This window comes from Cupriavidus basilensis (assembly GCF_008801925.2).
GTDB lineage: Bacteria > Pseudomonadota > Gammaproteobacteria > Burkholderiales > Burkholderiaceae > Cupriavidus > Cupriavidus basilensis.
This window is the reverse complement of record NZ_CP062803.1, coordinates 1,095,273-1,119,791: the sequence shown is the minus strand read 5'-3', so window position 1 is coordinate 1,119,791 and position 24,519 is coordinate 1,095,273. Positions and strand designations below refer to the sequence as shown.

Sequence of the window (24,519 nt, the reverse complement as noted above, 5' to 3'; positions counted from 1 at the left end):
TGAATAGCAGGAAACGCGAATGACCATTACCGGCGAAATGCTGATCGGCGCCAGCGCAGTGCGCGGCACCACCAAGATTCTCCATGCCACCAACCCGGCCACGGGTGAAGTCCTGGCACCGGAATTCCATGGCGGCGGCGCCGCCGAGGCTGAGCGTGCCTGCGCACTGGCCGAAGCCGCGTTCGACACCTACCGCAACACCTCGCCGGAAACCCGCGCCAGGTTCCTGGAGTCGATCGCCAGCGGCCTGGAAGCCCTGGGCGATACGCTGATCGAGCGCGCCCACGCGGAGAGCGCATTGCCTGTTGCACGTCTGCAGGGCGAGCGTGCCCGCACCGCCGGCCAGCTGCGCCTGTTCGCCAGCGTGCTGCGCGATGGCCGCTGGCAATCCGCCACGCTCGACTCCGCCCTGCCGGAGCGCACGCCGCCGCGCCCCGACCTGCGCTTGCAGAAGATCGCGGTCGGCCCGGTGGCGGTGTTCGGCGCCAGCAATTTCCCGCTCGCGTTTTCGGTAGCGGGCGGCGATACCGCATCCGCGCTGGCGGCCGGATGCCCGGTCGTCGTCAAGGCGCACTCGGCCCACCTCGGCACCTCCGAGCTGGTCGGGCGCGTGATCCAGAAAGCCGTGGCCGATGCCGGCCTGCCCGAAGGCGTGTTCTCGCTGCTGGTGGGCGCGGGCGTTGCCGTGGGTACGGCCCTGGTCGCGCATCCGTCGATTCAGGCCGTGGGCTTCACCGGCTCGCGCAGCGGCGGCCTGGCGCTGGTGCAAACGGCCAACAACCGTCCCCAGCCGATCCCCGTCTATGCGGAAATGAGCAGCATCAACCCCGTGTTTCTGCTGCCGGCAGCTCTCGCCGCGCGCGGCGCGGAGATCGCGCGCAATCTGGTGGATTCTCTGGTGATGGGCGTGGGCCAGTTCTGCACCAACCCGGGCCTGCTGCTGGCGGTGGAAAGCCCGGCGCTGGACGTGTTCCGCCAGGGCGCGGTTGCGGCGCTGGCGGAAAAGGCGGCGGCGACCATGCTGACGCCCGGAATCAGCCAGGCTTACGACAACGGCGTGGCCCAGCTCAGCGATATCGAAGGGCTGCGCCGCATCGGCAGCGGCCAGGCCGCCAGCGGCCCCAACCAGGCCCGCCCCGCGCTGTTCGAAACCACGGCGGAGCGTTTTCTGGCGGACCACCGCATGGAAGCCGAAGTGTTTGGCCCATCCTCGGTGCTGGTCGTATGCCGCGACCACGAGGAGATGCTGGCGGTGGCGCGCCGCCTGGAAGGCCAGCTGACCGCCACCGTGCAAGCGGATGCGGGGGATCGTGCCGAAGCCGGCAGCCTGCTGACCGTGCTCGAGCGCAAGGCCGGGCGCGTGCTGTTCAACGGCTATCCGACGGGCGTGGAAGTGTCGTACGCCATGGTGCACGGCGGGCCGTTCCCGGCTACGTCCGACACGCGCGCCACCTCGGTGGGCGCATCGGCCATTGAGCGCTTCCTGCGCCCGGTGTGCTACCAGAACGTGCCGGCGGAACTGCTGCCGCCCGCGCTGCAGGATGGCAACCCGCTGAACGTGTGGCGCCTCACCGACGGGCAACTGGCCCGCGACTGACCCCGCGCGCACCCATGGAAAAGGGCCGGAGATTCCGGCCCTTTTTCTATCGCGCTAGCTGAGCATTACGCAGCAATGCGCTCGATGGCAGCCGGCGCCTGCGGCGGCTGGATCACCGGCGCATTCCCGCGCGAGCGGCCCGAGCTGAGATAGTCGGCGATCGACTCCTGCGTGACTTCGCCCAGGTAGACGCCATCGGCATCGACCACCGGCAGCCAGCTGGTGTTGTGCTGGTACATGCGCGAGAGCACGATGCGCAGGTGCTCGTCGAACGCGGCGGTCGCCATGAACGGCCGCATCGCATCCGCGCACATGCCCTGCCCCGCACGCGCATCGCGCCGCGTGACGTAGCCCAACGCGCGCTGCGCATCATCCACCACCGGCAGGTGGCGCACGTCGGCCTCGTCCATGATGGCGAACGCCTGCGCCAGCGGCATGCCGGGGCTGCAGGTCTGCGCCATGGTGGCGGCATCGCCGGCGCGCACCAGCAGCAGGCGCTTGAGCGTGTTGTCGTGACCGATGAACGCTTGCACGAAATCGTCGGCCGGACGCGCCAGCAGTGCGTCCGGATGGTCGAACTGCACCAGCTTGCCGCCGCGGAACACGGCCACGCGGTCGCCCAGCTTGATGGCCTCGTCGATGTCGTGCGAGACCATGATCACGGTCTTGCCGAGCTGGCGCTGCATCAGGAAGAACTCGTTCTGGATGCTCTCGCGGTTGATCGGGTCCACCGCGCCGAACGGCTCGTCCATCAGCAGCACGGGCGCATCCGCCGCCAGCGCGCGGATCACGCCGATGCGCTGCTGCTGCCCGCCCGAGAGCTCGCGCGGATAGCGCGTGAGCATCTTGCCGGGGTCGAGCTGCACCATCGACATCAGCTCGCGCGCGCGCTCGCGGCTGCGCTTCTTGTCCCAGCCCAGCAGCCGCGGCACCACCATGATGTTCTCCTCGATGGTCATGTTGGGGAACAGGCCGATCTGCTGGATCACGTAGCCGATCTTGCGGCGCAGCGTGACTTCGTCCACGCGGGAGGTGTCCTCACCGTCGATCAGCACGCGGCCGGAGCTGGGCTGAATCAGGCGGTTGATCATCTTGAGCGTGGTGGTCTTGCCGCAGCCCGAGGGGCCGAGGAAGACGCAGATCTCGCCCTTGGGCACAGTGAGCGATACGGCGTCGACGGCGCGCACTTCGGCGCCATCTTTCTGCTTGAAGGTCTTGGTGAGTTGGTCGAGTTCGATCATGTTCAGCGAATTCCTTTCGGTGTCAGCGCCCGCTGCAACCACTGCAGGCAGGCATCGGCCACGATGGCGAGCACGCTGACCAGCACCGCGCCGATCGCCAGCTTGCTCATGTTGCTCTGGCTGATCGCTTGCAGGATCAGCACCCCGAGGCCACCCGCGCCAATGATGGCGGCAATGGTGGCCACGCCGATGTTCATCACCACGGCGGTACGCACGCCGCCGAGGATGACCGGCACGGCTAGCGGCAGGTCCACCAGCCGCATGCGCTGCCAGGTGGTCATGCCAATGCCGCGCCCGGCTTCCTGGATGCCGTCGTCGACATTGGCGAGCGCCACGCAGGTATTGCGCATGATCGGCAGCAGCGAATACAGGAACACCGCGGTCACCGCCGGCACGTAGCCCAGCGCGTGGCCGAAACGCGCGAAGATCGGGATCATCAGCCCGAACAGCGCGATCGAGGGCAAGGTCAGCACGATGGTGGCCAGCGTCAGCAGCGGCGTGGCGAGAAAGCGGAAGCGCGCGCACAGGATGCCCAGCGGCACGCCGACGACGATCGCCAGGCCCACCGCGGACCCCACCAGCGCCAGGTGCTGGCCGGTGAGCTTGAGCAGCGTCGGCCAGCTGTGTTGGAGGTAAGTCAGCAAGTCCATGCGGCCCTCTTCAGATCAGGCCGTGGCCACGCAGGAATTCCTGCGCCACCTTGTCGACCGGCTGCTGGTCGATATCGACCTGGTAGTTCATCTCGGTCATGGCCGCGTTGTCGAGCTGGGCCGCCAGCGCGTTGAGCAGGCCCGCGAGCTCGGGATGCGCGTCCAGCGTTGCCTTGCGCACCACGGGCACCGCGTTATAGGCGGGGAAGAAGTGCTGGTCGTCTTCCAGCAGCACCAGGTCGAAGCCCTTGACACGGCCATCGGTGGTGTAGACGAGACCCAGTTCGACCTGGTCGTTCTTCAGCGCGGTGTAGACCAGCCCGGGATCGAGCTGGATCACGTCGCGGCGCGAGAACGGCAGCTTGTAGAGCCCCTTGAGCGGCTCCAGCCCGTCGGGGCGCGCGGCGAACTCCATGTCGACCGCGAACGGATGGGCGGTGCCCTCGCCGGCGGCGCGCATCGTTTCGGCAAAGGCCGACAACGTGGTCACGCCAGCGGCTTCGGCACGCTTTCGCGGCATCGCCAGCGCATAGGTGTTGTTGATGCCGGAGGCGTCGAGCCATATCAGGCCGCGCGCGGCGTCGAGCGTCTTGACGCGTTCGTAGCTCTCGCCGGCGCCGAGCTTTTCCTCAACCTTGTTGAACACGATCAGCGCCGTGCCGGTGTAGTCCCACACCACGTCGAGCTGGCCGCTTTCCATGGCCTGGCGCATCAGCGTGCTGCCCAGGCCGGCGGTGAGCTCGGTGGTGAAGCCTTTGGCCTGCAGGTACTGCGTGGTCATCGACGACAGGATCAGCTGCTCGGTAAAGTTCTTGCCGCCTACGCGAACGGTGTCGGCGTGCGCCGGCAGCGCCATGGCTGCCACGGCGGCAAGCACGGCGACACTCGCCAGCAGGCGTGCCTGGCCACGGGCCGCGCGGCCCGCGCGGGCCAGCGCGCTTGTGATGAAATGCATCGGTTTCTCCTTCATGTTCGGTGCGCCCCTGCGCGCCTTAGCGCGCCAGCCCGCGGCGGCGCAGGTAGCAATAACCGGCGGCGGCAAACAGGCCATCGAGGGCGAGTGCCAGCAGCGCGGTGGCCGCAGCGCCCAGCAGCAGCAGGGGCTGGTTGTTCAGGTAGATGCCGGGGAAAATCAATTCGCCCAGGCTGTTGGCGCCGATCAGGAAGGACAGCGGCACCGTGCCGACATTGATCACCAGGCTGATGCGCACGCCCGCCAGGATCACCGGCAGCGCGTTGGGCAGCTCGACCCGGAACAGGCGCTGCATGGCGGTCATGCCAAGGCCGCGCGCGGCCTCGGTCAGTGCCGGGGAAACGCCGAGCAGGCCCTCGCAGGTATTGCGCACGATCGGCAGCAGCGAGGCCAGCCACAGCGCCAGGATGGCGGGCCGCTCGCCAATGCCGAGCACGGCCAGGGCCAGCGCCAGCACCGCCAGCGACGGCACGGTGTTGCCGATATTGAAGACCTGCATCAGGCGGTCGGCCCAGCGGCGCATGCATGGACGGCTCAGGCCGATGCCAGCCGGGATGCCGGTGACCAGCGCCAGCCCCATCGACCACGCCACCAGACGCAGGTGGTCGGCAACGTCGTACCACAGGCGGTCCCGATATTGCAGGATGACATCCACGCCGATCCAGGTGACCAGAGCGGCCAGCGCAGCGAGCGTGAGACATCCCCAGGCCAGCGCCTGTACGGATTGCTTGGACATATTCCCCTCTGTCCGCATGCCAGATGTGGGCACGAGAAACCACATCCGGATTGACGGACGAACAAAGTGGGCTCAGGCGGGTGCAAATGGGGGCCCGCCGGCCCTGACTAGATTGCCTTGCCCGCCATGACCGGCAGATGAGCCGGTGGACGGGCGCCGGGCTTCACGCTGGAGAGCGGAAAACCCAATTGAAAGGACACCGTGCCGGTAAGGGCGGGAGTCCCGGGAGCGGCGCAACCCGCTGCGAGATGCAGGAACGGGAGGCCAGTGGCAGCGCAAATTTGGTGGTTCCGACGCGCCGCCGGATCAATCGGCCGGTGCCACGCTTGGGCAGGCAAGGGGTTGGGGCGGCACGCAAAAACGCCTGCCCGGACCCTGCCAGCCCGACTTGATTACGCAGCATCGGATGACAACGAGAGCGCTATTATACCCAACTACAGCGATCTTGTCATCATTACGCCATCTCGGCGCTTTCGCACCACTTTCTGGCCGTATTTATCAGGCTTCGCCTGGCATCCCGGCGCCACTCGCGTTGTTCCAGAATTGAAGCATCACAAGGGATCGGCCGTACCATGGGCAGAACAATCTTTTGCCCGGATGGCCTCTACCGGTTCTGGCCCAAACCCTTAAATTACGGGGGTAGCCTTTGGGGCCGCGCGCCATTGCCGCCATCCCCAGCCAACAGGAGATCGATCATGGAACAACGCACTGCCACCCCTACCGCCCCCACCGTGCCGGCCACCGCCACGGAAACCGTGCAGCGCTCGCGCGCGGTCGACCGCGTGGTGCGCGGCATCGCCACCTCGGACGGCGCCGGCGTCAAGCTCACCCGCGTGCTCACGCAGAACCTGCAGCGCCGCCTGGACCCGTTCCTGATGCTGGACGCGTTTGGGACCGATAGCCGCGACGACTATATCGGCGGTTTCCCCGACCACCCGCACCGCGGCTTCGAGACCATCACCTATATGCTGGCCGGCCGCATGCGCCATCGCGACAGCGCCGGCAACGAGGGCCTGCTGGAAAATGGTGGTGCCCAGTGGATGGTGGCCGGCGCCGGCGTGGTGCACTCGGAGATGCCCGAGCAGGAAGACGGCCGCATGGAAGGCTTCCAGCTGTGGCTGAACCTGCCCGCCGCGGACAAGATGACGGCGCCCTGGTACCGCGACCTGCCGGCCGCCGCCGTGCCCACGGTCGCGCTGCCGGGCGGCGCCACGGTGCGCGTGCTGGCGGGCGCCTCGCACGGGGTGGCTGGCGCGGTCACGCGCCCGGTCACGGAGCCGCTCTACCTGGACGTCTCGCTGCCGGCGGGGCAGAGCTTCTCGCAAGCGCTGCCGCAAGGGCATAACGCCTTCCTGTACACCTATCGCGGCGAGATCGCGGTCGGCGCGGGCAGCAACGCCGCGGTGCTGGAAGCGCAGCGCATGGGCGTGCTGGACAACGCCGCCGGCGCTGACGGGGTCACCGTGACGGCCACGGCGGATGCACGCTTCCTGCTGATCGCGGGCAAGCCGCTGGGCGAGCCGATCGCCCAATATGGGCCGTTCGTGATGAACACCCAGGAGGAGATCTACCAGACCCTGGCCGATTTCCGCGAAGGCCGCTTCAACCAGATCGCGGTCAGCAACGGCGCCTGACACGCTGTGACCCATCGGGGGCGGCATCGCGCCGCTCCCGTTCCGGCATTGGCCGGGGCGCCCGGCCCCGGCCCCCGTCCTCTCCCTGCGCTACTCCCCACGCTTTTCGCAAACTGCACGCCAGTTTCGCGCCAACCGGCCATGCTGGCCGCCCTCGGCGGCCCGGCCTCCCACGCACCCGCCCAACATGCCCGGCATGCGACTTGCAACCTGCTTGTATCCGTTGTGGGGCCGAGAAAACTGGCCTGATCAGGTCGTCCGAACCCCACACACTTATATAATCCACGGTTAATAAACGGCATCACCACCCAGTGATGGTTGCTGCAATGCGTAACGGCGATCCTGCCCCACGCACTGCCGCCGGTGCTGCCCGATACATAACGAACATTGATCCACGTTGCTGCCATAACAACTCGAGCCGCCTCAGTGACCTTAAGCACAACCCCAAGGCTGGCGCTTGCCCATATCAGCAAGCGCTACCCCGGCGTGACCGCCAACGACGACGTGTCCCTCGTTGTCGCCCCCGGCGAAATCCACGCCGTGCTCGGCGAGAACGGCGCCGGCAAGTCCACCCTGATGAAAATCATCTTCGGCGCGGTCAAGCCGGACGCCGGCGACATGCACTTCAACGGTGCGCGCGCCGCGATCCACAACCCGCACGATGCACGAAACCTGGGCATCGCGATGGTGTTCCAGCACTTTTCGCTGTTCGATACGCTGACAGTGACCGAGAACATCGCCCTTGGCCTGCCCCGGAGCAGCAAGACGGCAGCCGGCAGCCCGCATGCGGGCACCAATATGAAGCAGCTGGCCGACCAGATCCGCGAGACCGCCCAGCGCTATGGCCTGCCGCTGGAGCCGAACCGCCATGTGCACACCTTGTCGGTCGGCGAGCGCCAGCGCGTGGAAATCGTGCGGGCCCTGCTGGCCAAGCCGCAGCTGCTGATCCTGGACGAGCCGACTTCCGTGCTGACGCCGCAAGCGGTGCAAACCCTCTTCATCACGCTGCGCCAGCTCGCGGCGGAAGGCACCAGCATCCTCTACATCAGCCACAAGCTCGACGAGATCCGCGAGCTTTGCCATAGCGCCACCGTGATGCGCATGGGCCGTGTCACCGGCGTGTGCGATCCGCGCCAGGAAAGCGCGGCCTCGCTGTCGCGCCTGATGATCGGCGGCGAGCCGCCGCGCGAGGCGCGCGTGCAGACCGAGCCCGGCGCCTGCCGGCTGGCGGTGCGCGAACTCTCGCTGCCGCGCTCGCATGCGTTCGCGACGGAACTTGCCGGCATCTCGCTGGACCTGCGCGCCGGCGAGATCGTTGGCATTGCCGGCGTGTCCGGCAACGGCCAGCAGGAATTGCTGGCGGCGCTGTCGGGCGAGGATGTGCGCGCCGCACGCGATGCCATCACGCTGGACAACAAACCGGTGGGCAAGCTGGACGCGCGCCAGCGGCGCCGTGCCGGGCTGGCCTTCGTGCCCGAGGAACGCCTCGGCCGTGGCGCCGTGCCGGGCATGAGCCTGGCCGCGAATATCCTGCTTTCGCACCAGTCCGCGCCCTATGTGCAGCGCGGCATGATTTCGCCCAGGGCCGCCGCCGGCCTCGCGCAGGCCGTGATCGGCCGCTTCCGCGTGAAGGCCAGCGGGCCCGACGCGCTGGCCAAGAGCCTGTCGGGCGGCAACCTGCAGAAATTCATCGTCGGCCGCGAGATCGAAAGCGGCCCGAAGGTACTGATCGTGGCCCAGCCGACCTGGGGCGTGGATGTGGGCGCCGCGGCGCAGATCCACAACGAGCTGCTGGCGCTCAAGGCCACCGGCTGCGCGTTGCTGGTGGTGTCGGAAGAACTGGACGAACTGTTCGCCATCTGCGATCGCCTGCACGTGATCGCCAAGGGCCGGTTGTCGCCGTCGATTCCGACCCAGGACGCCACCCGAGAGCAGGTGGGCCTGTGGATGAGCGGTCTTTGGGAAGGTGGGCCAGGCGGCCGGCGCGAACAAGAGGAGGCCGTGCACCATGGCTGATTTCTTCCTTCGCTCACCGCTGTCGCTGGCACCGCGCGGGCTGCCCTCGCGCCGCATGGCCTATGCCTCGCCCTTCATCGCGCTGGCCTTGACGCTGGCCTTCGGCGCGCTGCTGTTCCTGCTGCTCGGCAAGGATCCGGTGGCCGCGCTCAAGGTGTTCCTGGTCGACCCGCTCAAGGACCGCCGCGCCATCGGCGAGGTGCTGCTCAAGACCGTGCCGCTGGTACTGTGCGCGCTCGGGCTTTCGGTGTGCTATCGCGCCAATATCTGGAACATCGGCGCGGATGGCCAGCTCATTGTCGGCGGCATCTTCGCCGGCGCCACCGTGTTGTACTTCGATGTGCCTGGCAATGGCGTGAACGGCACCGTGGTGCTGGTGCTGGCCTCGCTGGCCGGCGTGGTCGGCGGCATGTTCTGGGCGTCGCTCACCGCCGCGCTCAAGGACAAGTTCAACGCCAACGAGATCCTGGTGTCGCTGATGCTGACCTATATCGCGCAGCAGTTGATGCTGTATGTGGTCAACGGGCCGCTGAAGGATCCCAACGGCATGAACTTCCCGCAGTCCAAGGTATTCTCCTCCGAGTTCCTGCTGCCCAACCTGATGTCGGGCTCGCGCCTGCATGCGGGCTTTGTGGTGATGCTGGTGCTGGTGGTGCTGATGACCGTCTTCATCTTCCGCAGCTTTGCGGGCTACCGCCTGCAGGTGGGCGGCACCGCCCCGGCGGCGGCACGCTATGCCGGCTTCTCGGCGCGCCGTTCGCTGTGGAGCGCGCTGATGATCTCCGGGGGCACCGCCGGCCTGGCGGGCGCGTTCGAAGTCACGGGCCCGATCGGCCAGTTGCTGCCCTCGATCTCCCCCGGCTACGGCTTCACCGCGATCATCGTGGCCTTCGTGGGCCGCCTGCATCCGGTGGGCACCGTGTTCGGCGGCATCGTCATGTCGCTGTTCTATATCGGCGGCGAAATGGCTCAGTCGCGCCTGGGCCTGCCTTCTGCGCTGGGCTCGGTGTTCCAGGGCATGCTGCTGTTCTTCCTGCTGGCCAGCGATACGCTGATCGACAACCGCCTGCGCTGGCGCGCCAAGGCCGCCTGAGCGGAACCCCCAAGACATGGAACAACTCGCCCCTCTTATCGCCACCGCGATCAACGCCGGCACGCCGTTGCTGCTGGCGGCGCTTGGCTTGCTCATCAACGAACGCGCCGGCGTGCTCAACCTGGGTGCCGAAGGCATGATGCTGGTCGCCGCCGCGTTCGGCTTCATGGTCGGCTACCAGACCCAGTCGCCGCTGATCGGTTTTGCCGCCGGTGCGCTGGCCGGCATGCTGATGGCCACGCTGTTCTCATGGCTGGCGCTGGTGCTGGCCACCAACCAGGTCGCCACCGGCCTGGCGCTGTCGATCTTCGGCACCGGGCTGTCGGCATTCATGGGCCAGCGCTTTGTCGGCTTTGCCATGCCGTCGCAGGCCAAGTCGATTCCCTGGCTGGCCGATATTCCGTTCTTCGGGCCGGCCTTCTTCCAGCAGCACTGGATGGTGTATTTCAGCCTGTTCCTGTGCTGCGCCATCATGTGGTTCCTGTTTCGCACGCGCGCCGGGCTGACACTGCGCGCGATCGGCGAATCGCCGGAATCCGCGCATGCGCTGGGCTATCCGGTGCGCCTGATCCGCTTTGGCGCGCTGCTGTTCGGCGGCGCCTGCTGCGGGCTGGCCGGCGCCTACCTGTCGCTGGTGTACACGCCGATGTGGGTGGAAAACCTGGTGGCCGGCCGTGGCTGGATCGCGCTGGCGCTGACCACCTTCGCCACCTGGCGCCCGGGCCGCGTCTGGGCGGGCGCCTGGCTGTTCGGCGGCGTCACCATCCTGCAGTTCTACCTGCAGGGCATTGGTGTCTCGGTGCCGTCGCAGATCCTGTCGATGCTGCCCTATGCCGCGACCATCGTCGTGCTGGCGCTGATCTCGCGCAACCCGGCGTGGATCCGCCTGAACATGCCGGCCTCGCTGGGCAAGCCGTTCCGCCCTGGTGCCGCCTGACCGATCCCGCCGCCGCGCCTCTCCCGGCGCTGCGCCGTGTTTTCTGTTTTTGTTTTGCTTTTATAAAGTCCGTCAGAGACTTCAGGCTTAAAGCCCTCGTTGTTCAGAGCCACAGTTGCAACCTTAATCAAAACATCGGTACTCAGTACCCCGGTCATAACAAGGAGAAATCATGATCGTCACGCGCAGGAAAACCCTTGCCGCCCTGGCTGCCACCGCCGTGCTGGCTCTCGCGGGCTGCGGCAAGAAAGAAGCCGAAAAGCCGGCGGAAAGCGCGGCTCCGGCCTCCGCTCCCGCCGCCGAGCAAAAGGCCGAACCGCTCAAGGTCGCCTTCGTCTACATCGGCCCGGTCGGCGATGCAGGCTGGACCTACGCCCATGATGCCGGGCGCAAGGCCGTGGAAGAAAAATACGGCGACAAGGTGAAGACGTCCTTCGTCGAGAACGTGCCCGAATCGGCCGCCGATGCAGAACGCGTGTTCCGCGATCTCGCCGCGCAAGGCAACAAGGTCATCTTCGGCACCAGCTTCGGTTACATGGAATCGATGCTCAAGGTCGCCAAGGAATTCCCGGACGTGAAGTTCGAGCACGCCACCGGCTTCAAGACCGCCGACAACCTGGCCCAGTACGACGTGCGCACCTATGAAGGCGCTTACCTGGCTGGTGTCGTCGCCGGCAAGATGAGCAAGACCGGCAAGATGGGCGTGGTGGCATCGGTGCCCATCCCCGAGGTGATCCGCAACATCGACTCGTTCACCATCGGCGCGCGCAGCGTCAACCCCAAGGCCACCGTCAAGGTGGTGTGGGTGAACAAGTGGTTCGATCCGGGCAAGGAGCGTGAAGCCGCCACCACGCTGATCGGCCAGGGTGTTGACATGCTGATGCAGAACACCGACTCCGCCGCCGTGGTGCAGACCGCGCAGGAAAAGGGCGTGTACGCATTCGGCTGGGACAGCGACATGAGCAAGTTCGGCGAGAAGGCCCACCTGGCCGCCTCGGTGATCTCGTGGGGCGTGTACTACAACAAGGTGGTCGGCGACGTGCTGGCTAACCAGTGGAAGAACGGCACCACGTGGTGGGGCGTCAAGGAAGGCATGATCGACCTGAAGGGCTTTAACGCCGTGGTGCCGGATGACGTCAAGGCGCTGGTGGAAGAGCGCAAGAAGGGCATCGCCGACGGCTCGGCTCCGATCTGGAAGGGTCCGATCAAGGACAACACCGGCAAGGAACAACTGGCCAAGGACCAGGTAGCCGACGACGGCTTCCTGCACGGCGTCAAGTTCTACGTCGAAGGCGTGGAAGGCAAGATCCCGGGCTGATCGCCAGCGCCGGTTTAGCGGTTGCCGGCAGCCTGCGCTCGCAGCGCTGCCGGCACGGTGGCGTGGTGCTTCCCGCGCCCCGCCACCTGCCCTGCACGCCCGTCACTGGATGTTCGTCACTGGATGTCCTTCGGGTCACCTCTCCCCCACCTGAACGCCCCGCGGAACTTGAAGCGCCGAGGATTGGCCCAAGCTATCTGCAAGTGGCGCAATCGGCCATGCCGCTTGGCGCTTGTGGAAAGTGAAGGAGACCTCTCATGTGGAAACGATTTTCGGCACTGTGGACCCTGGTGCGCCGCGACGGCCGCCTGCTGTGGTACGCGCTGCGCCATCCCGACGCCCCGCGCTGGTTGAAGCCGGCCGCGCTGGGCCTGGTGCTGTACGCCATTTCGCCCATTGACCTGATCCCCGACTTCATCCCTGGCCTGGGCCTGATGGACGATGTGGTGCTGATCCCGCTGGCGGTGCACTTCATCCTCAGGCGCCTGCCCGCGCACGTGTTGCGGCAGGCCGAGGCGCGTGCCGGCGCCCAGACGGTGCGAGCGCGCTAACGGGCCCAGCGGCTCGCACCAGGCTTGCGCTTCAGGGCAGCAGGACAGTCGTGCCGGTGGTCTTGCGGCCTTCCAGGTCGCGATGCGCCTGCGCCACATCCGCCAGCGCGTAGCGTTGGCGGACTTCGATCTTCACCCGGCCACTGGTCACCATCTCGAATAGCTCGGCAGCCATCGGCTCCAGCAGTTCGCGATGCACCACATAGGTCATCAGCGTTGGCCGCGTGATGCGCAGCGAGCCCTTGTTGCCCAGCACGGACAGATCGAACGGCGGCACCGGGCCGGATGCATTGCCAAACACCACCATGGTGCCGCGCGGCTTCAGGCAATCCAGCGAGCCGTTGAAGGTGTCCTTGCCGACCGAGTCGTAGACCGCGGCGACGCCCTTGCCGCCGGTAATCTCCTTGACCTTGTCGACGAAGGATTCACGCGTGTAGACGATGGTGTGGTCGCACCCATGCGCGCGCGCCAGCGCGGCTTTTTCATCGCTGCCGGCGGTGCCGATCACGGTCGCGCCCAGTGCCTTGAGCCACTGGCTGGCAATCAGGCCAACGCCGCCCGCGGCGGCGTGCAGCAGCACGGTGTCGCCTGCCTGGACGCGGTAGCTGTCGCGCAGCAGGTACTGCGTGGTCAGGCCCTGCAACATCATCGCCGCGCCCTGCTCGAACGAGATGGCGTCCGGCAGGCGCACCACGATATCGGCCAGCATGACCCGCACCTGCGCATAGGCGCCCGTGGGACGGCCGGCATAAGCAACACGGTCGCCCACGCTCAGGTGCCCCACGCCGGCGCCAACCGCCTCCACCACGCCGGCGCCTTCCATGCCGAGGCCACCCGGCAGCGGCTGCTTGTACAGCCCGGTACGGAAATACACATCGATGTAGTTGAGGCCGACCGCCTCGTGCCGCACACGCACCTCGCCGGGGCCGGGATCCCCCACCTCGACGTCAACCCACTGCATCACCTCCGGGCCGCCGGTCTCGAAAATGCGGATGGCCTTGCTCATGTCTCGCTCCTTTTCCAGTTGCTGCGTGTTGGTGCGTGTTGGTGCGTGTTGGTGCGTGTTGGTACGCGTTGGTAAGCATTGGTAAGCGTTGATGCCGAAGTACATCAGGCCGACTCGGCTGACTCCGGGTACATCCGCCGCAGTTCCGCGATCAGCAGATCCGCGGTGGCCACGTTGGTGGCACAGGGCACGTTGTGCACGTCGCAGGCGCGCACCAGGGCATTGATATCGGGTTCGTGCGGTTGCGGCGTCATGGGGTCGCGCAGGAAAATCACCACGCCCACGCGGCCTTCGGCCAGTTGCGCGCCGATCTGCAGGTCGCCGCCCCAGGGGCCGGAGAGCATGCGTGTCACCGTCAGGCCGATTTCGTCGCTCAGGCGGCCACCCGTGGTACCGGTGGCGAGCAGTTCGCAACGTGACAGGAAATCGCGATGGCGGCCAGCAAAAGCCACGATGTCATCTTTCTTGTGGTCGTGCGCAATCAGCGCAATACGCGGGGGAGTCATCGGCATCATCCTGGCCAGTCAGGGAAAAGCCGGGCTGGCATGGCCCGGCCGGAAAACGCCCACGGCAGTCGCTTAGAACGTACCGGGGTAGGCACCGCCGTCGAGGAGCACATTCTGCCCGGTCATGTACGCGGCGTGGCGGCTGCACAGGAAAGCGCAGGTGGCGCCAAACTCGGCCGGCTCGCCAAAGCGGCGGCTCGGGTTCTGCGCGGCGCGGCGCTTGGAGACTTCCTCGATCGACAGGCCGGCCTGCCTGGCGCCGCCCTCCATGGTCTTGTAGAGGCGATCCGTATTGAACGGGCCGGGCAGCAGGTTGTTCACGGTCACGCCGTGCTGCGCCACTTCGCGCGCCAGGCCGGCGACAAAGCCGGTCAGGCCCGAGCGCGCGCCGTTGGACAGGCCGAGCACATCGATCGGCGCCTTCACGGCGCCGCTGGTGATGTTGACGATGCGGCCCCATTTGCGCGCGATCATGCCGTCCACCGTGGCCTTGATCAGCTCGATCGGGGTCAGCATGTTGGCGTCGATCGCGGCCAGCCAGGTGTCGCGGTCCCAGTCGCGGAAATTGCCCGGAGGCGGGCCGCCGGCATTGTTGACCAGGATGTCCAGGTCGCCCAGCTTGGCGACGGCTTCCAGCGCCAGCTTTCGCCCCGCCGGAGTCGTGATGTCGGTGGCGACCGCCATCACGCGCCGGCCGTGGCGCGCGCGCAGGTCCGCCGCGGCTTTTTCCAGCGCCTCGGCGCCGCGCGCCACGATCACCACATCCACGCCTTCGGCGGCCAGCGCGTCGGCGCAGGCAAAACCGAGGCCCTTGCTGGCGCCACACACCAGCGCATGCTTGCCGCGCAATCCTAGATCCATCTCATCGACTCCTTGTGTCATCGAGGCGGCCACCCGCCTGCTTGTTATCCTGCATTTCCATTGCCTTGCCGCCGCGACGAGCAGCCTGGGCCTTGCCCGCGGCCCCGCTCTTGCCCACCTTGCGCGCCGACAGCAAATATATCCCGCCCATCACCAGCGCGCTGCCGGCGAGCTGCACGCCGGTGATCGGCTCGCCCAGCAGCCAGAAGCCCAGGAACAGGGTGGATACCGGTCCGAGCATACCCGCCTGCGAAGCCATCGGCGCGCCGATGCGCGCCACCGCCACCATCGTCAGCGACACCGGCAGCACCGTGCAAAACACAGAATTGACCAGCGAAAGCCACATCACGGGGGCCGGCTGCAGCAGCTCGGCCAGCGGGCGGCGCAGCACCAGATATTGCACCACGCAGCACGCGGTGGAAACGCACATCGCATAGGCTACCAGCCGCAGCGAACCAATGCGCTGCACCAATTCGCCGGACGCGATCAGGTAAATGCCGTAGGTCAGTGCGCTGCCGAGCACCAGCGCGGCGCCAAGCCACACCTGGCCGCCGCTCACGTTGAGATCATGCGCGAAAACCAGCACGATGCCTATATAGGCCAGCGCCAGGGACAGCCACTGCCGCAAGCTGATGCGCCGCTTGAACAGCACCGCGCTGGCCAGCAGCACGAAGGACGGCGTGAGGAACAGGATCAGCCGCTCAAGCCCGGCCGTGATGTATTGCAGGCCGAGAAAGTCGAGGAAGCTGGACAGGTAGTAGCCGATGATGCCGAGGAACACGATGCGGCCGCGATCGGCCCAGGACAGCGCCGGCAGGCGCCGCGACTGCCACCAGCCGATCGCCATGAACAGCGGCACGGCAAACAGCATGCGCAGGCTGATGACCATGACCGCATCGACCTGGTAGCGGTACATCAGCTTGGCGACGATCGCCTTGCCGGAAAAGAGGATGGCGCCAACGGCAGCCACGGCCAGGCCGGCGCGCTGCGATGCCGGCTCGGCGGCAGGCACGGTGCGGGAAAGTTGGGATGCAGACAAGGGAGAAGCCGGATAGTGGGGCCACGCGCCGCTGGACGCGGGCGGCCCGCCAGGAACGCGAGCCATTGTATTCGAAAAGAGGCAACTGCATCCGATGCTCATTGTGCTGCGTACAGGTGTTGGGCGATGTGCCCCAACCTTCCCTTTGAGGAACCATCATGCAACGCACCCTCCGCTCTCTTGCTGCCCCCCTTGCTGCGATCTCCGCCCTTGTCCTGGCCGCCTGCGCCGGCACCATGCCGGCCATGCAGGCCAGTGTGGACAACACTCCCCTGCCCGAACCGGTGCGCGCCCCGGCCGGGCACAAGGTCTCGATGGTCACCACCGGCGCCGGTGAAATCACCTACGAATGCCGCGAGAAGAAAGACACGGCCGGCCAGTTCGAATGGGCCTTCGTGGGACCGGTGGCCACGCTGGCCGACCGCTCCGGCAAGATCGTCGGCAAATACTATGGCGGCCCCACCTGGGAAGCCGCCGACGGCTCCAAGGTCGGCGGCAAGCAAGTGGCGGTCGCGCCCAACGGCAGCGGCAACATCCCGCTGCAGCTGGTCAAGGCCGATCCTGCCATGGGTGCCGGCGCCATGAACGGTGTCACGTATATCCAGCGCCTGAAAACCGAGGGCGGCGTCGCCCCCGCCGCGGCCTGCAATGTCGCCAGCCGCGGCAGCAAGCAGCAAGTGCCCTACCGTGCCGACTACGTCTTCTATACCGTGGCATCCATGTAGTCCCGACGATGGCGGCGCCGGCGTGGCGCCGCCCGCTTCCCTTGCCCCGGCCTGCGCTATGTGGGACGGCGCACCTTCACGCCGTAACCGCCCGGCTAAGCTCTGCCAAGGAGAGTCCCGCGCTGCGTGCCGCCTTGTGCCAACCGCAGCCCTGGCGAGCCGGCACCGGGAGACTGGTCGTGGATGGCACGGACCGAAGCAAGCAATACGATGTACTGGACCTGATCCGGGCGCTGGCCGCGGGCCTGGTCTGCCTTGGCCATGTCCGGGCGCTGGTCATCGTCGACTACGCGGCGACCGGGCCGCATGGCGGCGCGGCTGGCGTGGCGCTGCAGTTGTTCTATGCGCTATGCAGCGTCGGACACGAATGCGTGATCGTGTTCTTCCTGCTCTCGGGCTATCTGGTAGGCGGCACCGTGCGCCGAAAGATGACGCGTGGCGACTGGTCCTGGCGCAGTTATCTGGCCGACCGCATGACGCGGCTATGGATCGTGCTGCTGCCCGCGCTGCTGCTCGGGCTGTTCTGGGACAGTGCCGGGATCCACCTGGCATGGGGGCCGTTCTACCAGGGCACCGAGGGCAACGCGGCCCAGCAGATCGATATCTCGCATAACCTCGGCGTCGCGGGATTGGTTTGCAACGCGGCGTTCCTGCAAACCCTTGCCTGCCAGACCTATGGCTCCAACGGGCCGTTGTGGAGCCTGGCCAACGAATTCTGGTACTACCTCTGGTTCCCTGCGCTATACGGCGCCTGGCACCTGCGCCGCACGCCGCAGGTGTTGCTGTGCGTATTGGCGGCGCTGGTCACGATGGGCCTGTTCCACGGCCTGGTCGAAGGCTTCTTGTTCTGGCTGCTGGGCGTGCTGGCGCAAGCCCTGGAAGCGCGGCTGGCGCAGATCGCGCCAATCGCGCGGCGCAAGTGGCTGGTGCTGCCAGCGCTGCTGGTGTTCCTGGCCGCCATTGCACTGACCAAGCACAAGCCGTACGCCGATGCCGCTGTCGCGCTGGGCTTCTTCGTGCTGTTGCTGACCGTGCTATCGACCCGCATCCGCATCGGCCACGCTGGCTTGTCGCGCCTGGCTACGTTGGCGTCCGGGTTTTCGTACTCGCTCTACCTGACGCATTTCCCGCTGGCGCTGTTCATCGCCGCGGCCCTGGTCAAGGCCCGCCTGCCTGTCAGCGCCGCCAGCCTGGCCCTGGCCGCGCTGATCCTGCTGGGCTGCTATGCCTATGCCTTTGCCGTCTACTGGGTGTTCGAGCGCAATACCCAGCGCGTGCGCGGCCTGCTCGGGCGCGCGGCGCTGCCGGCGGCGCAGCGCGGGCAGAATATCTAGCCGCCATGCCGTTGCCTGGCTAGCCAGCCTGCCTGGATGGCACCCCTGGCAGCCAGCCTGAAACTGCCGTAAGCTCGCCGGTCGGCGCGTCAAACGCGCGCCGCATAAGAAAAACCAGGAGCATTCATGACGGCAGCACCCCTCGCTAATCTTTCCTCGCGCATTCCCGTTCCGGTCAAAAAGCAAACCGCCGCCCGCCCGCTGCTGATCGCCGCCGCGACTGCCATGCTCGCAAGCGGCTGGCTGCCCTCGGCCGCCCGCGCGGCCGATTACCCCGTCAAGCCAATCCGCTTCATCGTGCCTTACGCCGCTGGCGGCACCACCGACCTCGTGGCGCGCACGGTCGGCCAGAAGGTGGCGGAGAAACTCGGCCAGCCCGTGGTCGTGGAGAACCGCCCGGGCGCCGGTGGCAATATCGGCATGGAGGCGGTCGCCAAGGCCGCGCCGGACGGCTACACCATTGGCTTCGGCGCCATCTCGACCAATGCGTTGAACCCGCATATCTACAAGCACGTGCCGTTCGACCCGCGCAAGGATTTCACCGCGGTCAGCCTGCTTGGCACCTCGACCATCGTGCTGGAAGTCAGCAACAGCCTGCCGGTGAAGAATGTGGCCGAACTGATCAGCTACGCCAAGGCCCATCCCGGCCTGACCTACGCCACCGCGGGCACCGGCACGTCCATGCACCTGGCGGGCGCGATGTTCTCGCAAATGACGCAAACGGGCCTGACCCATGTCCCGTACAAGGGCAGCAGCCCGGCCATCAACGACATGCTGGGCGGCCACGTGCAGGTGATGTTCGACAACCTGCCCGCCTCGCTGCCGCACATCCAGGGCGGCAAGCTGCGCGCGCTGGCGGTGGCCGGCAAGAGCCGCTCGCCAGCGCTGCCGAACGTGCCTACGCTGACCGAGGCCGGCCTGGCGGGCTACGCCGTCGAGCCGTGGTTCGGCGTGTACGGCCCGGCAGGGCTGCCCGCGCCGGTGGTGCAGGCACTCAATGCCGCCTTCACAGCGGCGCTGGGCAATGCGGACGTGAAGGACAAACTCGGGCAGGCGGGCTTCAACCCCAAGGGCTCGAGCGCGGCTGACCTGCAGTCGCTGACGCTGTCCGAGTACGAGAAATTCGGCAAGGTCGCCAAGAGCGCCAGCATCTCGGTGGATTGAGCGCAGGCGGGGCTGCGCGCTTGCGGCGGGACGATCGCCGGGGGCGCGCGGCTCCGCATCCATTACAATCCGGCTGCAACGGGCCCCCGCGCCCACTCCCGCCGACTACCCGCCATGAAGCAAGATCCGCGTTTCCCCAAGCTGTATATCCTCGATCACCCGCTGATCCAGCACAAGCTCTCCCATATGCGCGACAAGGACACCTCCACGCGCACGTTCCGCGAGCTGCTGCGGGAGATCACGCTGCTGATGGGCTATGAAATCACGCGCGACCTGCCGCTGACCACGCGCCGCATCGAGACGCCCCTGGTGGAGCTGGACGCGCCGGTGATCGCCGGCAAGAAACTCACCATCGTGCCGGTGCTGCGCGCCGGCGTGGGCATGAGCGACGGCCTGGTCGAGCTGATTCCCTCGGCCCGCATCGGCCATATCGGCGTCTACCGCGACGACCAGCACCGCCCGGTAGAATACCTGGTGCGCCTGCCAGACGTGGAAGACCGCAGCTTTATCCTGTGCGACCCGATGGTCGCCACCGGCTACTCCGCCGCGCATGCGGTGGATGTGCTCAAGCGCCGCGGCGTCAAGGATGATGCGATTACGTTCGTGGCGCTGGTAGCAGCGCCGGAAGGCGTGGAGGTGTTTCAGAAGGCACATCCGGGCGTCAAGCTGTTCGTGGCCTCCCTGGACAGCCACCTGGACGAGCACGCCTACATCATCCCCGGCCTCGGCGATGCGGGCGACCGGCTGTTCGGCACCAAGAACTGAGTTTTACTGCCCGCCCCGGGGCCAATCCCAGGATCCGGGACCAATGCGGGATCAATACGGACGCTGTCTGCGCCCGGCTTGACCGGCCTCAATCTCCCTGGCCCCAGCGCTCCCTAGACTATCTGCAGAGGCACACCGGACGGTGTGCCGCACCTGACCTGGGAGACCCACATGGCAGCCTTGAAGATCCTGTTTTCGACCCCCACCGGGCTGATGAGCCTGGCCGTCATCGCCTTCATCATCGGCATGGGCTGGTTCTTCACCCGGCTGTTCCTGCGCAAGATGCGGGAAGACGAGGCAGCGGCGCAACGCCGCTAAGAGACAAGTCGCGCCCGTCTCGCCGGGTGTGGCACACCGGCGCGACCTAGGGGCAGCGCCGCCTACTTCTTCTTGCCCGAGCCCAGCAAGCTGCCCAGCACGCCGCGAATCAGCTCGCGCCCGACCTGCGAGCCGACCGTGCGCGCGGCCGACTTGGCCATCGACTCCAGGATGGAATCGCCGCGCCCGGTCTTGCCCGTGCCCTTGGTCAGCCCGCCGAAGATCTCGCCCGCCTGTTCCAGCCAGCCGCCGCCCTGCGCGGGCGGGGCTTCGGGCTGGCCGGCCGTGGGCACGGGCGCGGGTGCGCCGCTGCCGCCAGCGGCGGGAGCAGACCCAGGCGTGGCGGCACGGCCCTTGAGCTTCTCGTAGGCCGACTCGCGATCGATGGTCTGCTCATAGGTGCCAGCCACCAGCGAGTTCGCCAGCAACTGTTTGCGCTCGTCGTCGGTGATCGGGCCGATCCGGCTGCCAGGCGCCAGCACCCAGGCGCGCTCCGTGACGCCGGGGATGCCCTTGGCGTCCAGCAAAGACACCAGCGCCTCGCCCACGCCGAGTTCCCCGATGGCCTTCTCCAGGTCCAGCCCCGGCTTGGCCCGCATGGTGGTGGCCGCCACCTTGACGGCTTTCTGGTCACGCGGCGTGAAGGCGCGCAGCGCGTGCTGCACGCGGTTGCCGAGCTGGCCCAGGACGGTATCGGGGATGTCGACAGGATTCTGCGTCACGAAATACACGCCAACGCCCTTGGAGCGGATCAGCCGCACCACCTGCTCGATCTTGTCGAGCAGGGCCTTGGGCGCGTCGTTGAACAGCAGGTGCGCCTCGTCGAAAAAGAACACCAGCTTGGGCTTGTCGAGATCGCCCGCCTCGGGCAGTTTCTCGAACAGCTCCGACAACAGCCAGAGCAGGAAAGTGGCGTAGAGCTTGGGCGAATTCAGCAGCTTGTCGGCGGCCAGGATATTCACCACGCCCTGCCCGTTCTCGGTCTGGATGAAGTCGTCCAGGTTGAGCATGGGTTCGCCGAAGAACACGTCGGCGCCTTGCGACTCCAGCGCCATCAGCCCGCGCTGGATGGCCCCGATCGAGGCCGCGGAGATATTGCCGTATTCGGTGGTGAACTGCCCGGCGTTGTCGCCCACGTACTGCAGCATGGCGCGCAGGTCCTTGGCGTCGAGCAGCAGCAGCCCGTTGGCGTCGGCGATGCGGAAAACCAGGTTGAGCACGCCTTGCTGGGTGTCGTTGAGTTCCAGCATGCGCGACAGCAGCAGCGGCCCCATATGGGAGACCGTGGCGCGCACGGGATGACCCTTTTGCCCGAACACGTCCCACAGGGTGGTGGGGCAGGCGCCCCACACCGGCTCGGGCAAGCCGAGCTCGGCCAGGCGGGCCTTGAGCTTGTCGGAGAGCTTGCCCGGCTGGGAAATGCCGGTCAGGTCACCTTTGACGTCGGCCATGAAGACCGGCACGCCCAGCCGGGAGAAACCCTGGGCCAGGCTTTGCAGGGTCACGGTCTTGCCGGTGCCGGTGGCGCCGGTGATCAGGCCGTGCCGGTTGCCCATCTCGGGCAGCAGGGCAAGTTCCAGCTCGGCGTTCTTGGCGATGATGATGGGTTCGGCCATGGTCTCTCTGGTTGGCAAGCCACGCGGCGCTTTCGCCGCGACCGTCCCCGCCCTTCCCGGCGGCCCCCGTGATCGGCAGGCCAGCGGCGGCGGGACCGCGTGATAAAATGCTGGGCTGATTATGCCAGCCCCCAAGGCCGGCTCACAGACACATAAACCACCCGGCGCGCCGCCAGCGAGCACCCTTTGCCCGCCCGGCACAGCCGGCGCGCAAAGCCAAGGCGCGCGCGTCAAACATTTTCCGCTTCGGAGAGAATCATGGCCGGTCACTCAAAATGGGCCAATATCAAACACAAGAAGGCCGCGGCTGACTCCAAGCGCGGCAAGGTCTGGACCCGCCTGATCAAGGAAATCACCGTCGCCGCGAAGCTCGGCGGCGCTGATCCCGACTCCAACCCGCGCCTGCGCCTGTCCATGGACAAGGCAATGGATGCGAACATGCCCAAGGACAACATCCAGCGCGCCATCCAGCGCGGCGTGGGTGGCCTGGAAGGCGTCAACTACGAAGAAATCCGCTACGAGGGCTACGGCCTTGCCGGTGCGGCGATCATCGTCGACTGCCTGACCGACAACCGTACCCGTACCGTCGCCGAAGTGCGCCATGCCTTTTCCAAGAACGGCGGCAACATGGGCGCGGAAGGCTCGGTGGCGTTCATGTTCACCCATTGCGGCCAGTTCCTGTTTGCCCCCGGCACGCCCGAGGACAAGCTGATGGAAGCCGCGCTGGAAGCCGGCGCCGACGACGTGGTCACCAACGACGACGGCTCGATCGAAGTGCTGTGCCCGCCCAATGATTTCGGCACGGTCAAGGCCGCGCTGGAAGCCGCGGGCTTCAAGGCCGAGATGGCCGACGTCACGATGAAGCCGCAGAATGAAGTCAGCTTTGCCGGCGACGACGCCATCAAGATGCAAAAGCTGCTCGACGCCCTGGAAAACCTGGACGACGTGCAGGAAGTCTTCACCAACGCGGTGATCGAGGAGTAAGGCGCGGATCGGGCAAGACCTCGCCTCACGGCGGCAGCGCGGTTCGATGAGCCATGGCTGCCGCTTTTCGCATTTCGCATGCGTCATTTTTTCTGGCAGTAGATCATGAAAGTATTGGTTGTCGGCTCGGGTGGTCGTGAACACGCGATGGCCTGGAAATTGGCCCAGTCGCCCAAGGTGCAGGTGGTGTACGTGGCGCCGGGCAATGGCGGCACCGCGCTCGACAAGCGGCTGCAGAACGTTCCCCTGACCGATCCGGAAGTGCTCGCTGCCTTCGCCGAGCGCGAAGGCGTGAGCTTCACGGTGGTCGGCCCCGAGGCGCCGCTGGCGGCCGGCATCGTCGATATCTTCCGTGCCAAGGGCCTGCGCATCTTCGGCCCGACGCAGGCGGCAGCCCAGCTGGAATCCTCCAAGGATTTCGCCAAGGCCTTCATGCAGCGCCACGGCATTCCGACCGCCGCCTACCAGACCTTCAACGACGCAGCCGCCGCGCACGCGTATATCGATGCGCAAGGCGCGCCGATCGTGATCAAGGCCGACGGCCTGGCCGCCGGCAAGGGCGTGGTGGTTGCGGCCACGCTGGAAGAAGCGCACGCCGCGGTCGACATGATGCTGGCCGACAACCGCCTTGGCGATGCCGGCGCACGCGTGGTGATCGAGGAATTCCTCGAGGGCGAGGAGGCCAGCTTCATTGTGCTGGTGGACGGCAAGAACGTCCTGGCACTCGCCACCAGCCAGGACCACAAGCGCCTGCTAGACCACGACGCCGGCCCCAATACCGGCGGCATGGGCGCGTACTCGCCGGCCCCGGTGGTCACGCCCGCGCTGCATGCCCGCGCGCTGCGCGAGATCATCATGCCGACCGTGCGCGGCATGGAAAAGGACGGCATCACCTACACCGGCTTCCTCTACGCCGGCCTGATGATCGACGCCGACGGCAACCTGAAGACGCTGGAGTTCAACTGCCGCATGGGCGACCCGGAGACCCAGCCGATCCTGGCGCGCCTGAAAACCGACCTGGTCGATGTGATGGAGCACGCCGTCAACGGCAAGCTCGACGAGATCGAACTGGACTGGGACCGCCGCACCGCGCTGGGCGTGGTGATGGCCGCCTTCGGCTACCCCGATGCGCCGCGCAAGGGCGACGCCATTACCGGCATCCCGGCCGAGACCGACGACAGCGTGACCTTCCACGCCGGCACCACGCTCACGGACGGCACGCTGCTGACCACGGGCGGACGCGTATTGTGCGTGGTCGGGCTGGCCGATACCGTCAAGGCGGCACAGCGCGCGGCTTATGGCGCGGCCGAGAAGATCCACTTCGACGGCATGCAGTACCGCACCGACATCGGCTACCGCGCCATCAAGCGGTAAGGGACCGCGCGGCCCATGGCCCGCCCTGTGGCGCTAGCCGTACCCATGTACGGCTGCGCTTCCCGGACCCGCCATGGGACG

General features: G+C 67.0%; 23 protein-coding genes. 14 read left to right on the top strand and 9 right to left on the bottom strand.

Going from position 1 to position 24,519, the window contains the following annotated elements:
• Positions 1 to 19: 19 nt before the first annotated feature.
• Positions 20 to 1,597 (top strand): aldehyde dehydrogenase (NADP(+)), encoded by a 1,578-nt coding sequence (locus F7R26_RS05020; RefSeq protein WP_150986287.1) that lies wholly within the window; start codon positions 20 to 22, stop codon positions 1,595 to 1,597.
• Positions 1,598 to 1,662: 65 nt separating this feature from the next.
• Here the strand turns inward: F7R26_RS05020 and F7R26_RS05015 are convergent, their stop codons facing one another.
• Genes F7R26_RS05015 through F7R26_RS05000 form a run of 4 tightly spaced genes read right to left on the bottom strand, consistent with a single transcriptional unit; the run spans position 1,663 to position 5,197 of the window.
• Complete coding sequence (locus F7R26_RS05015) at positions 1,663 to 2,838, bottom strand: osmoprotectant ABC transporter ATP-binding protein OsmV (RefSeq protein WP_150986288.1); 1,176 nt, start codon at positions 2,836 to 2,838, stop codon at positions 1,663 to 1,665.
• 2 nt (positions 2,839 to 2,840) lie between these two features.
• Positions 2,841 to 3,488, bottom strand: a complete 648-nt coding sequence (locus tag F7R26_RS05010) for an ABC transporter permease (RefSeq protein ID WP_006162433.1) — start codon at positions 3,486 to 3,488, stop codon at positions 2,841 to 2,843.
• Between the two features lie 10 nt (positions 3,489 to 3,498).
• Positions 3,499 to 4,443, bottom strand: coding sequence for a glycine betaine ABC transporter substrate-binding protein (locus F7R26_RS05005; protein WP_150986289.1), 945 nt, complete (start codon positions 4,441 to 4,443; stop codon positions 3,499 to 3,501).
• A gap of 37 nt (positions 4,444 to 4,480) precedes the next feature.
• Positions 4,481 to 5,197 carry an ABC transporter permease gene (locus F7R26_RS05000; RefSeq protein WP_150986290.1) on the bottom strand — a complete coding sequence of 239 codons (717 nt, stop codon included), beginning with the start codon at positions 5,195 to 5,197 and terminating at the stop codon, positions 4,481 to 4,483.
• A gap of 695 nt (positions 5,198 to 5,892) precedes the next feature.
• Between F7R26_RS05000 and F7R26_RS04995 the strand changes: the two genes are divergently transcribed.
• The 6 genes from F7R26_RS04995 to F7R26_RS04970 all read left to right on the top strand — a co-directional run bounded on the left by F7R26_RS04995 (position 5,893) and on the right by F7R26_RS04970 (position 12,746).
• Positions 5,893 to 6,831, top strand: a complete 939-nt coding sequence (locus F7R26_RS04995; RefSeq protein WP_150986291.1) for a pirin family protein — start codon at positions 5,893 to 5,895, stop codon at positions 6,829 to 6,831.
• Positions 6,832 to 7,257: 426 nt separating this feature from the next.
• Complete coding sequence (locus tag F7R26_RS04990; RefSeq protein ID WP_150986292.1) at positions 7,258 to 8,847, top strand: ABC transporter ATP-binding protein; 1,590 nt, start codon at positions 7,258 to 7,260, stop codon at positions 8,845 to 8,847.
• Positions 8,840 to 9,940 carry an ABC transporter permease gene (locus F7R26_RS04985; protein ID WP_150986293.1) on the top strand — a complete coding sequence of 367 codons (1,101 nt, stop codon included), beginning with the start codon at positions 8,840 to 8,842 and terminating at the stop codon, positions 9,938 to 9,940. Before F7R26_RS04990 ends, F7R26_RS04985 begins: the two co-directional genes overlap by 8 nt.
• A gap of 16 nt (positions 9,941 to 9,956) precedes the next feature.
• Positions 9,957 to 10,877 carry an ABC transporter permease gene (locus tag F7R26_RS04980; RefSeq protein ID WP_150986294.1) on the top strand — a complete coding sequence of 307 codons (921 nt, stop codon included), beginning with the start codon at positions 9,957 to 9,959 and terminating at the stop codon, positions 10,875 to 10,877.
• Positions 10,878 to 11,049: 172 nt separating this feature from the next.
• Positions 11,050 to 12,195, top strand: a complete 1,146-nt coding sequence (locus F7R26_RS04975; RefSeq protein WP_150986295.1) for a BMP family ABC transporter substrate-binding protein — start codon at positions 11,050 to 11,052, stop codon at positions 12,193 to 12,195.
• A 257-nt stretch (positions 12,196 to 12,452) separates the two neighbouring features.
• Entirely contained in the window at positions 12,453 to 12,746 is a 294-nt protein-coding gene (locus tag F7R26_RS04970) for a YkvA family protein (RefSeq protein WP_043344566.1), read from the top strand.
• Between the two features lie 31 nt (positions 12,747 to 12,777).
• On the opposite strand, the gene F7R26_RS04965 is transcribed toward F7R26_RS04970, so the two are convergent.
• From F7R26_RS04965 to F7R26_RS04950, 4 genes are all read right to left on the bottom strand, one after another.
• A complete protein-coding gene (locus tag F7R26_RS04965; RefSeq protein WP_150986296.1) occupies positions 12,778 to 13,752 on the bottom strand; it encodes a quinone oxidoreductase family protein in 975 nt (324 codons plus the stop codon).
• A gap of 104 nt (positions 13,753 to 13,856) precedes the next feature.
• Complete coding sequence (locus F7R26_RS04960; RefSeq protein WP_150986297.1) at positions 13,857 to 14,258, bottom strand: methylglyoxal synthase; 402 nt, start codon at positions 14,256 to 14,258, stop codon at positions 13,857 to 13,859.
• Positions 14,259 to 14,330: 72 nt separating this feature from the next.
• Positions 14,331 to 15,119, bottom strand: a complete 789-nt coding sequence (locus F7R26_RS04955; RefSeq protein WP_150986298.1) for an SDR family oxidoreductase — start codon at positions 15,117 to 15,119, stop codon at positions 14,331 to 14,333.
• Position 15,120: 1 nt separating this feature from the next.
• Complete coding sequence (locus tag F7R26_RS04950; protein WP_338404704.1) at positions 15,121 to 16,131, bottom strand: DMT family transporter; 1,011 nt, start codon at positions 16,129 to 16,131, stop codon at positions 15,121 to 15,123.
• A 185-nt stretch (positions 16,132 to 16,316) separates the two neighbouring features.
• Here F7R26_RS04950 and F7R26_RS04945 point away from each other — a divergent pair, with 185 nt between their 5' ends.
• The 5 genes from F7R26_RS04945 (at position 16,317) to F7R26_RS04925 (ending at position 20,464) form a co-directional block, all read left to right on the top strand.
• Complete coding sequence (locus F7R26_RS04945) at positions 16,317 to 16,883, top strand: DUF3455 domain-containing protein (RefSeq protein WP_150986299.1); 567 nt, start codon at positions 16,317 to 16,319, stop codon at positions 16,881 to 16,883.
• Between the two features lie 179 nt (positions 16,884 to 17,062).
• On the top strand, positions 17,063 to 18,217 hold the full coding sequence (locus tag F7R26_RS04940) for an acyltransferase family protein (protein ID WP_170301876.1): 1,155 nt from the start codon (positions 17,063 to 17,065) through the stop codon (positions 18,215 to 18,217).
• Positions 18,218 to 18,442: 225 nt separating this feature from the next.
• A complete protein-coding gene (locus F7R26_RS04935; RefSeq protein ID WP_150986340.1) occupies positions 18,443 to 19,381 on the top strand; it encodes a Bug family tripartite tricarboxylate transporter substrate binding protein in 939 nt (312 codons plus the stop codon).
• Between the two features lie 114 nt (positions 19,382 to 19,495).
• Positions 19,496 to 20,146, top strand: coding sequence for a uracil phosphoribosyltransferase (gene upp, locus F7R26_RS04930; RefSeq protein ID WP_043344561.1), 651 nt, complete (start codon positions 19,496 to 19,498; stop codon positions 20,144 to 20,146).
• A 171-nt stretch (positions 20,147 to 20,317) separates the two neighbouring features.
• Positions 20,318 to 20,464 (top strand): DUF3149 domain-containing protein, encoded by a 147-nt coding sequence (locus F7R26_RS04925; RefSeq protein WP_006158366.1) that lies wholly within the window; start codon positions 20,318 to 20,320, stop codon positions 20,462 to 20,464.
• A 62-nt stretch (positions 20,465 to 20,526) separates the two neighbouring features.
• Here F7R26_RS04925 and F7R26_RS04920 read toward each other — a convergent pair whose 3' ends face one another.
• Positions 20,527 to 22,080, bottom strand: a complete 1,554-nt coding sequence (locus tag F7R26_RS04920; protein ID WP_150986301.1) for a helicase HerA-like C-terminal domain-containing protein — start codon at positions 22,078 to 22,080, stop codon at positions 20,527 to 20,529.
• Between the two features lie 258 nt (positions 22,081 to 22,338).
• On the opposite strand from F7R26_RS04920, the gene F7R26_RS04915 reads away from it, so the two are divergent.
• Positions 22,339 to 23,064, top strand: coding sequence for a YebC/PmpR family DNA-binding transcriptional regulator (locus F7R26_RS04915; protein WP_150986302.1), 726 nt, complete (start codon positions 22,339 to 22,341; stop codon positions 23,062 to 23,064).
• 105 nt (positions 23,065 to 23,169) lie between these two features.
• Positions 23,170 to 24,438 (top strand): phosphoribosylamine--glycine ligase, encoded by a 1,269-nt coding sequence (gene purD / locus F7R26_RS04910; protein ID WP_150986303.1) that lies wholly within the window; start codon positions 23,170 to 23,172, stop codon positions 24,436 to 24,438.
• The last annotated feature ends 81 nt before the right edge of the window (positions 24,439 to 24,519 follow it).

Bases quoted from the DNA above. Each gene is read 5' to 3' on its own strand.
- F7R26_RS05020 (WP_150986287.1), top strand. From the start codon at position 20: ATGACCATTACCGGCGAAATGCTGATCGGCGCCAGCGCAGTGCGCGGC.
- F7R26_RS05015 (WP_150986288.1), bottom strand. From the start codon at position 2,838: ATGATCGAACTCGACCAACTCACCAAGACCTTCAAGCAGAAAGATGGC.
- F7R26_RS05010 (WP_006162433.1), bottom strand. From the start codon at position 3,488: ATGGACTTGCTGACTTACCTCCAACACAGCTGGCCGACGCTGCTCAAG.
- F7R26_RS05005 (WP_150986289.1), bottom strand. From the start codon at position 4,443: ATGCATTTCATCACAAGCGCGCTGGCCCGCGCGGGCCGCGCGGCCCGT.
- F7R26_RS05000 (WP_150986290.1), bottom strand. From the start codon at position 5,197: ATGTCCAAGCAATCCGTACAGGCGCTGGCCTGGGGATGTCTCACGCTC.
- F7R26_RS04995 (WP_150986291.1), top strand. From the start codon at position 5,893: ATGGAACAACGCACTGCCACCCCTACCGCCCCCACCGTGCCGGCCACC.
- F7R26_RS04985 (WP_150986293.1), top strand. From the start codon at position 8,840: ATGGCTGATTTCTTCCTTCGCTCACCGCTGTCGCTGGCACCGCGCGGG.
- F7R26_RS04980 (WP_150986294.1), top strand. From the start codon at position 9,957: ATGGAACAACTCGCCCCTCTTATCGCCACCGCGATCAACGCCGGCACG.
- F7R26_RS04975 (WP_150986295.1), top strand. From the start codon at position 11,050: ATGATCGTCACGCGCAGGAAAACCCTTGCCGCCCTGGCTGCCACCGCC.
- F7R26_RS04970 (WP_043344566.1), top strand. From the start codon at position 12,453: ATGTGGAAACGATTTTCGGCACTGTGGACCCTGGTGCGCCGCGACGGC.
- F7R26_RS04965 (WP_150986296.1), bottom strand. From the start codon at position 13,752: ATGAGCAAGGCCATCCGCATTTTCGAGACCGGCGGCCCGGAGGTGATG.
- F7R26_RS04960 (WP_150986297.1), bottom strand. From the start codon at position 14,258: ATGACTCCCCCGCGTATTGCGCTGATTGCGCACGACCACAAGAAAGAT.
- F7R26_RS04955 (WP_150986298.1), bottom strand. From the start codon at position 15,119: ATGGATCTAGGATTGCGCGGCAAGCATGCGCTGGTGTGTGGCGCCAGC.
- F7R26_RS04945 (WP_150986299.1), top strand. From the start codon at position 16,317: ATGCAACGCACCCTCCGCTCTCTTGCTGCCCCCCTTGCTGCGATCTCC.
- F7R26_RS04935 (WP_150986340.1), top strand. From the start codon at position 18,443: ATGCTCGCAAGCGGCTGGCTGCCCTCGGCCGCCCGCGCGGCCGATTAC.
- upp (WP_043344561.1), top strand. From the start codon at position 19,496: ATGAAGCAAGATCCGCGTTTCCCCAAGCTGTATATCCTCGATCACCCG.
- F7R26_RS04925 (WP_006158366.1), top strand. From the start codon at position 20,318: ATGGCAGCCTTGAAGATCCTGTTTTCGACCCCCACCGGGCTGATGAGC.
- F7R26_RS04920 (WP_150986301.1), bottom strand. From the start codon at position 22,080: ATGGCCGAACCCATCATCATCGCCAAGAACGCCGAGCTGGAACTTGCC.
- F7R26_RS04915 (WP_150986302.1), top strand. From the start codon at position 22,339: ATGGCCGGTCACTCAAAATGGGCCAATATCAAACACAAGAAGGCCGCG.
- purD (WP_150986303.1), top strand. From the start codon at position 23,170: ATGAAAGTATTGGTTGTCGGCTCGGGTGGTCGTGAACACGCGATGGCC.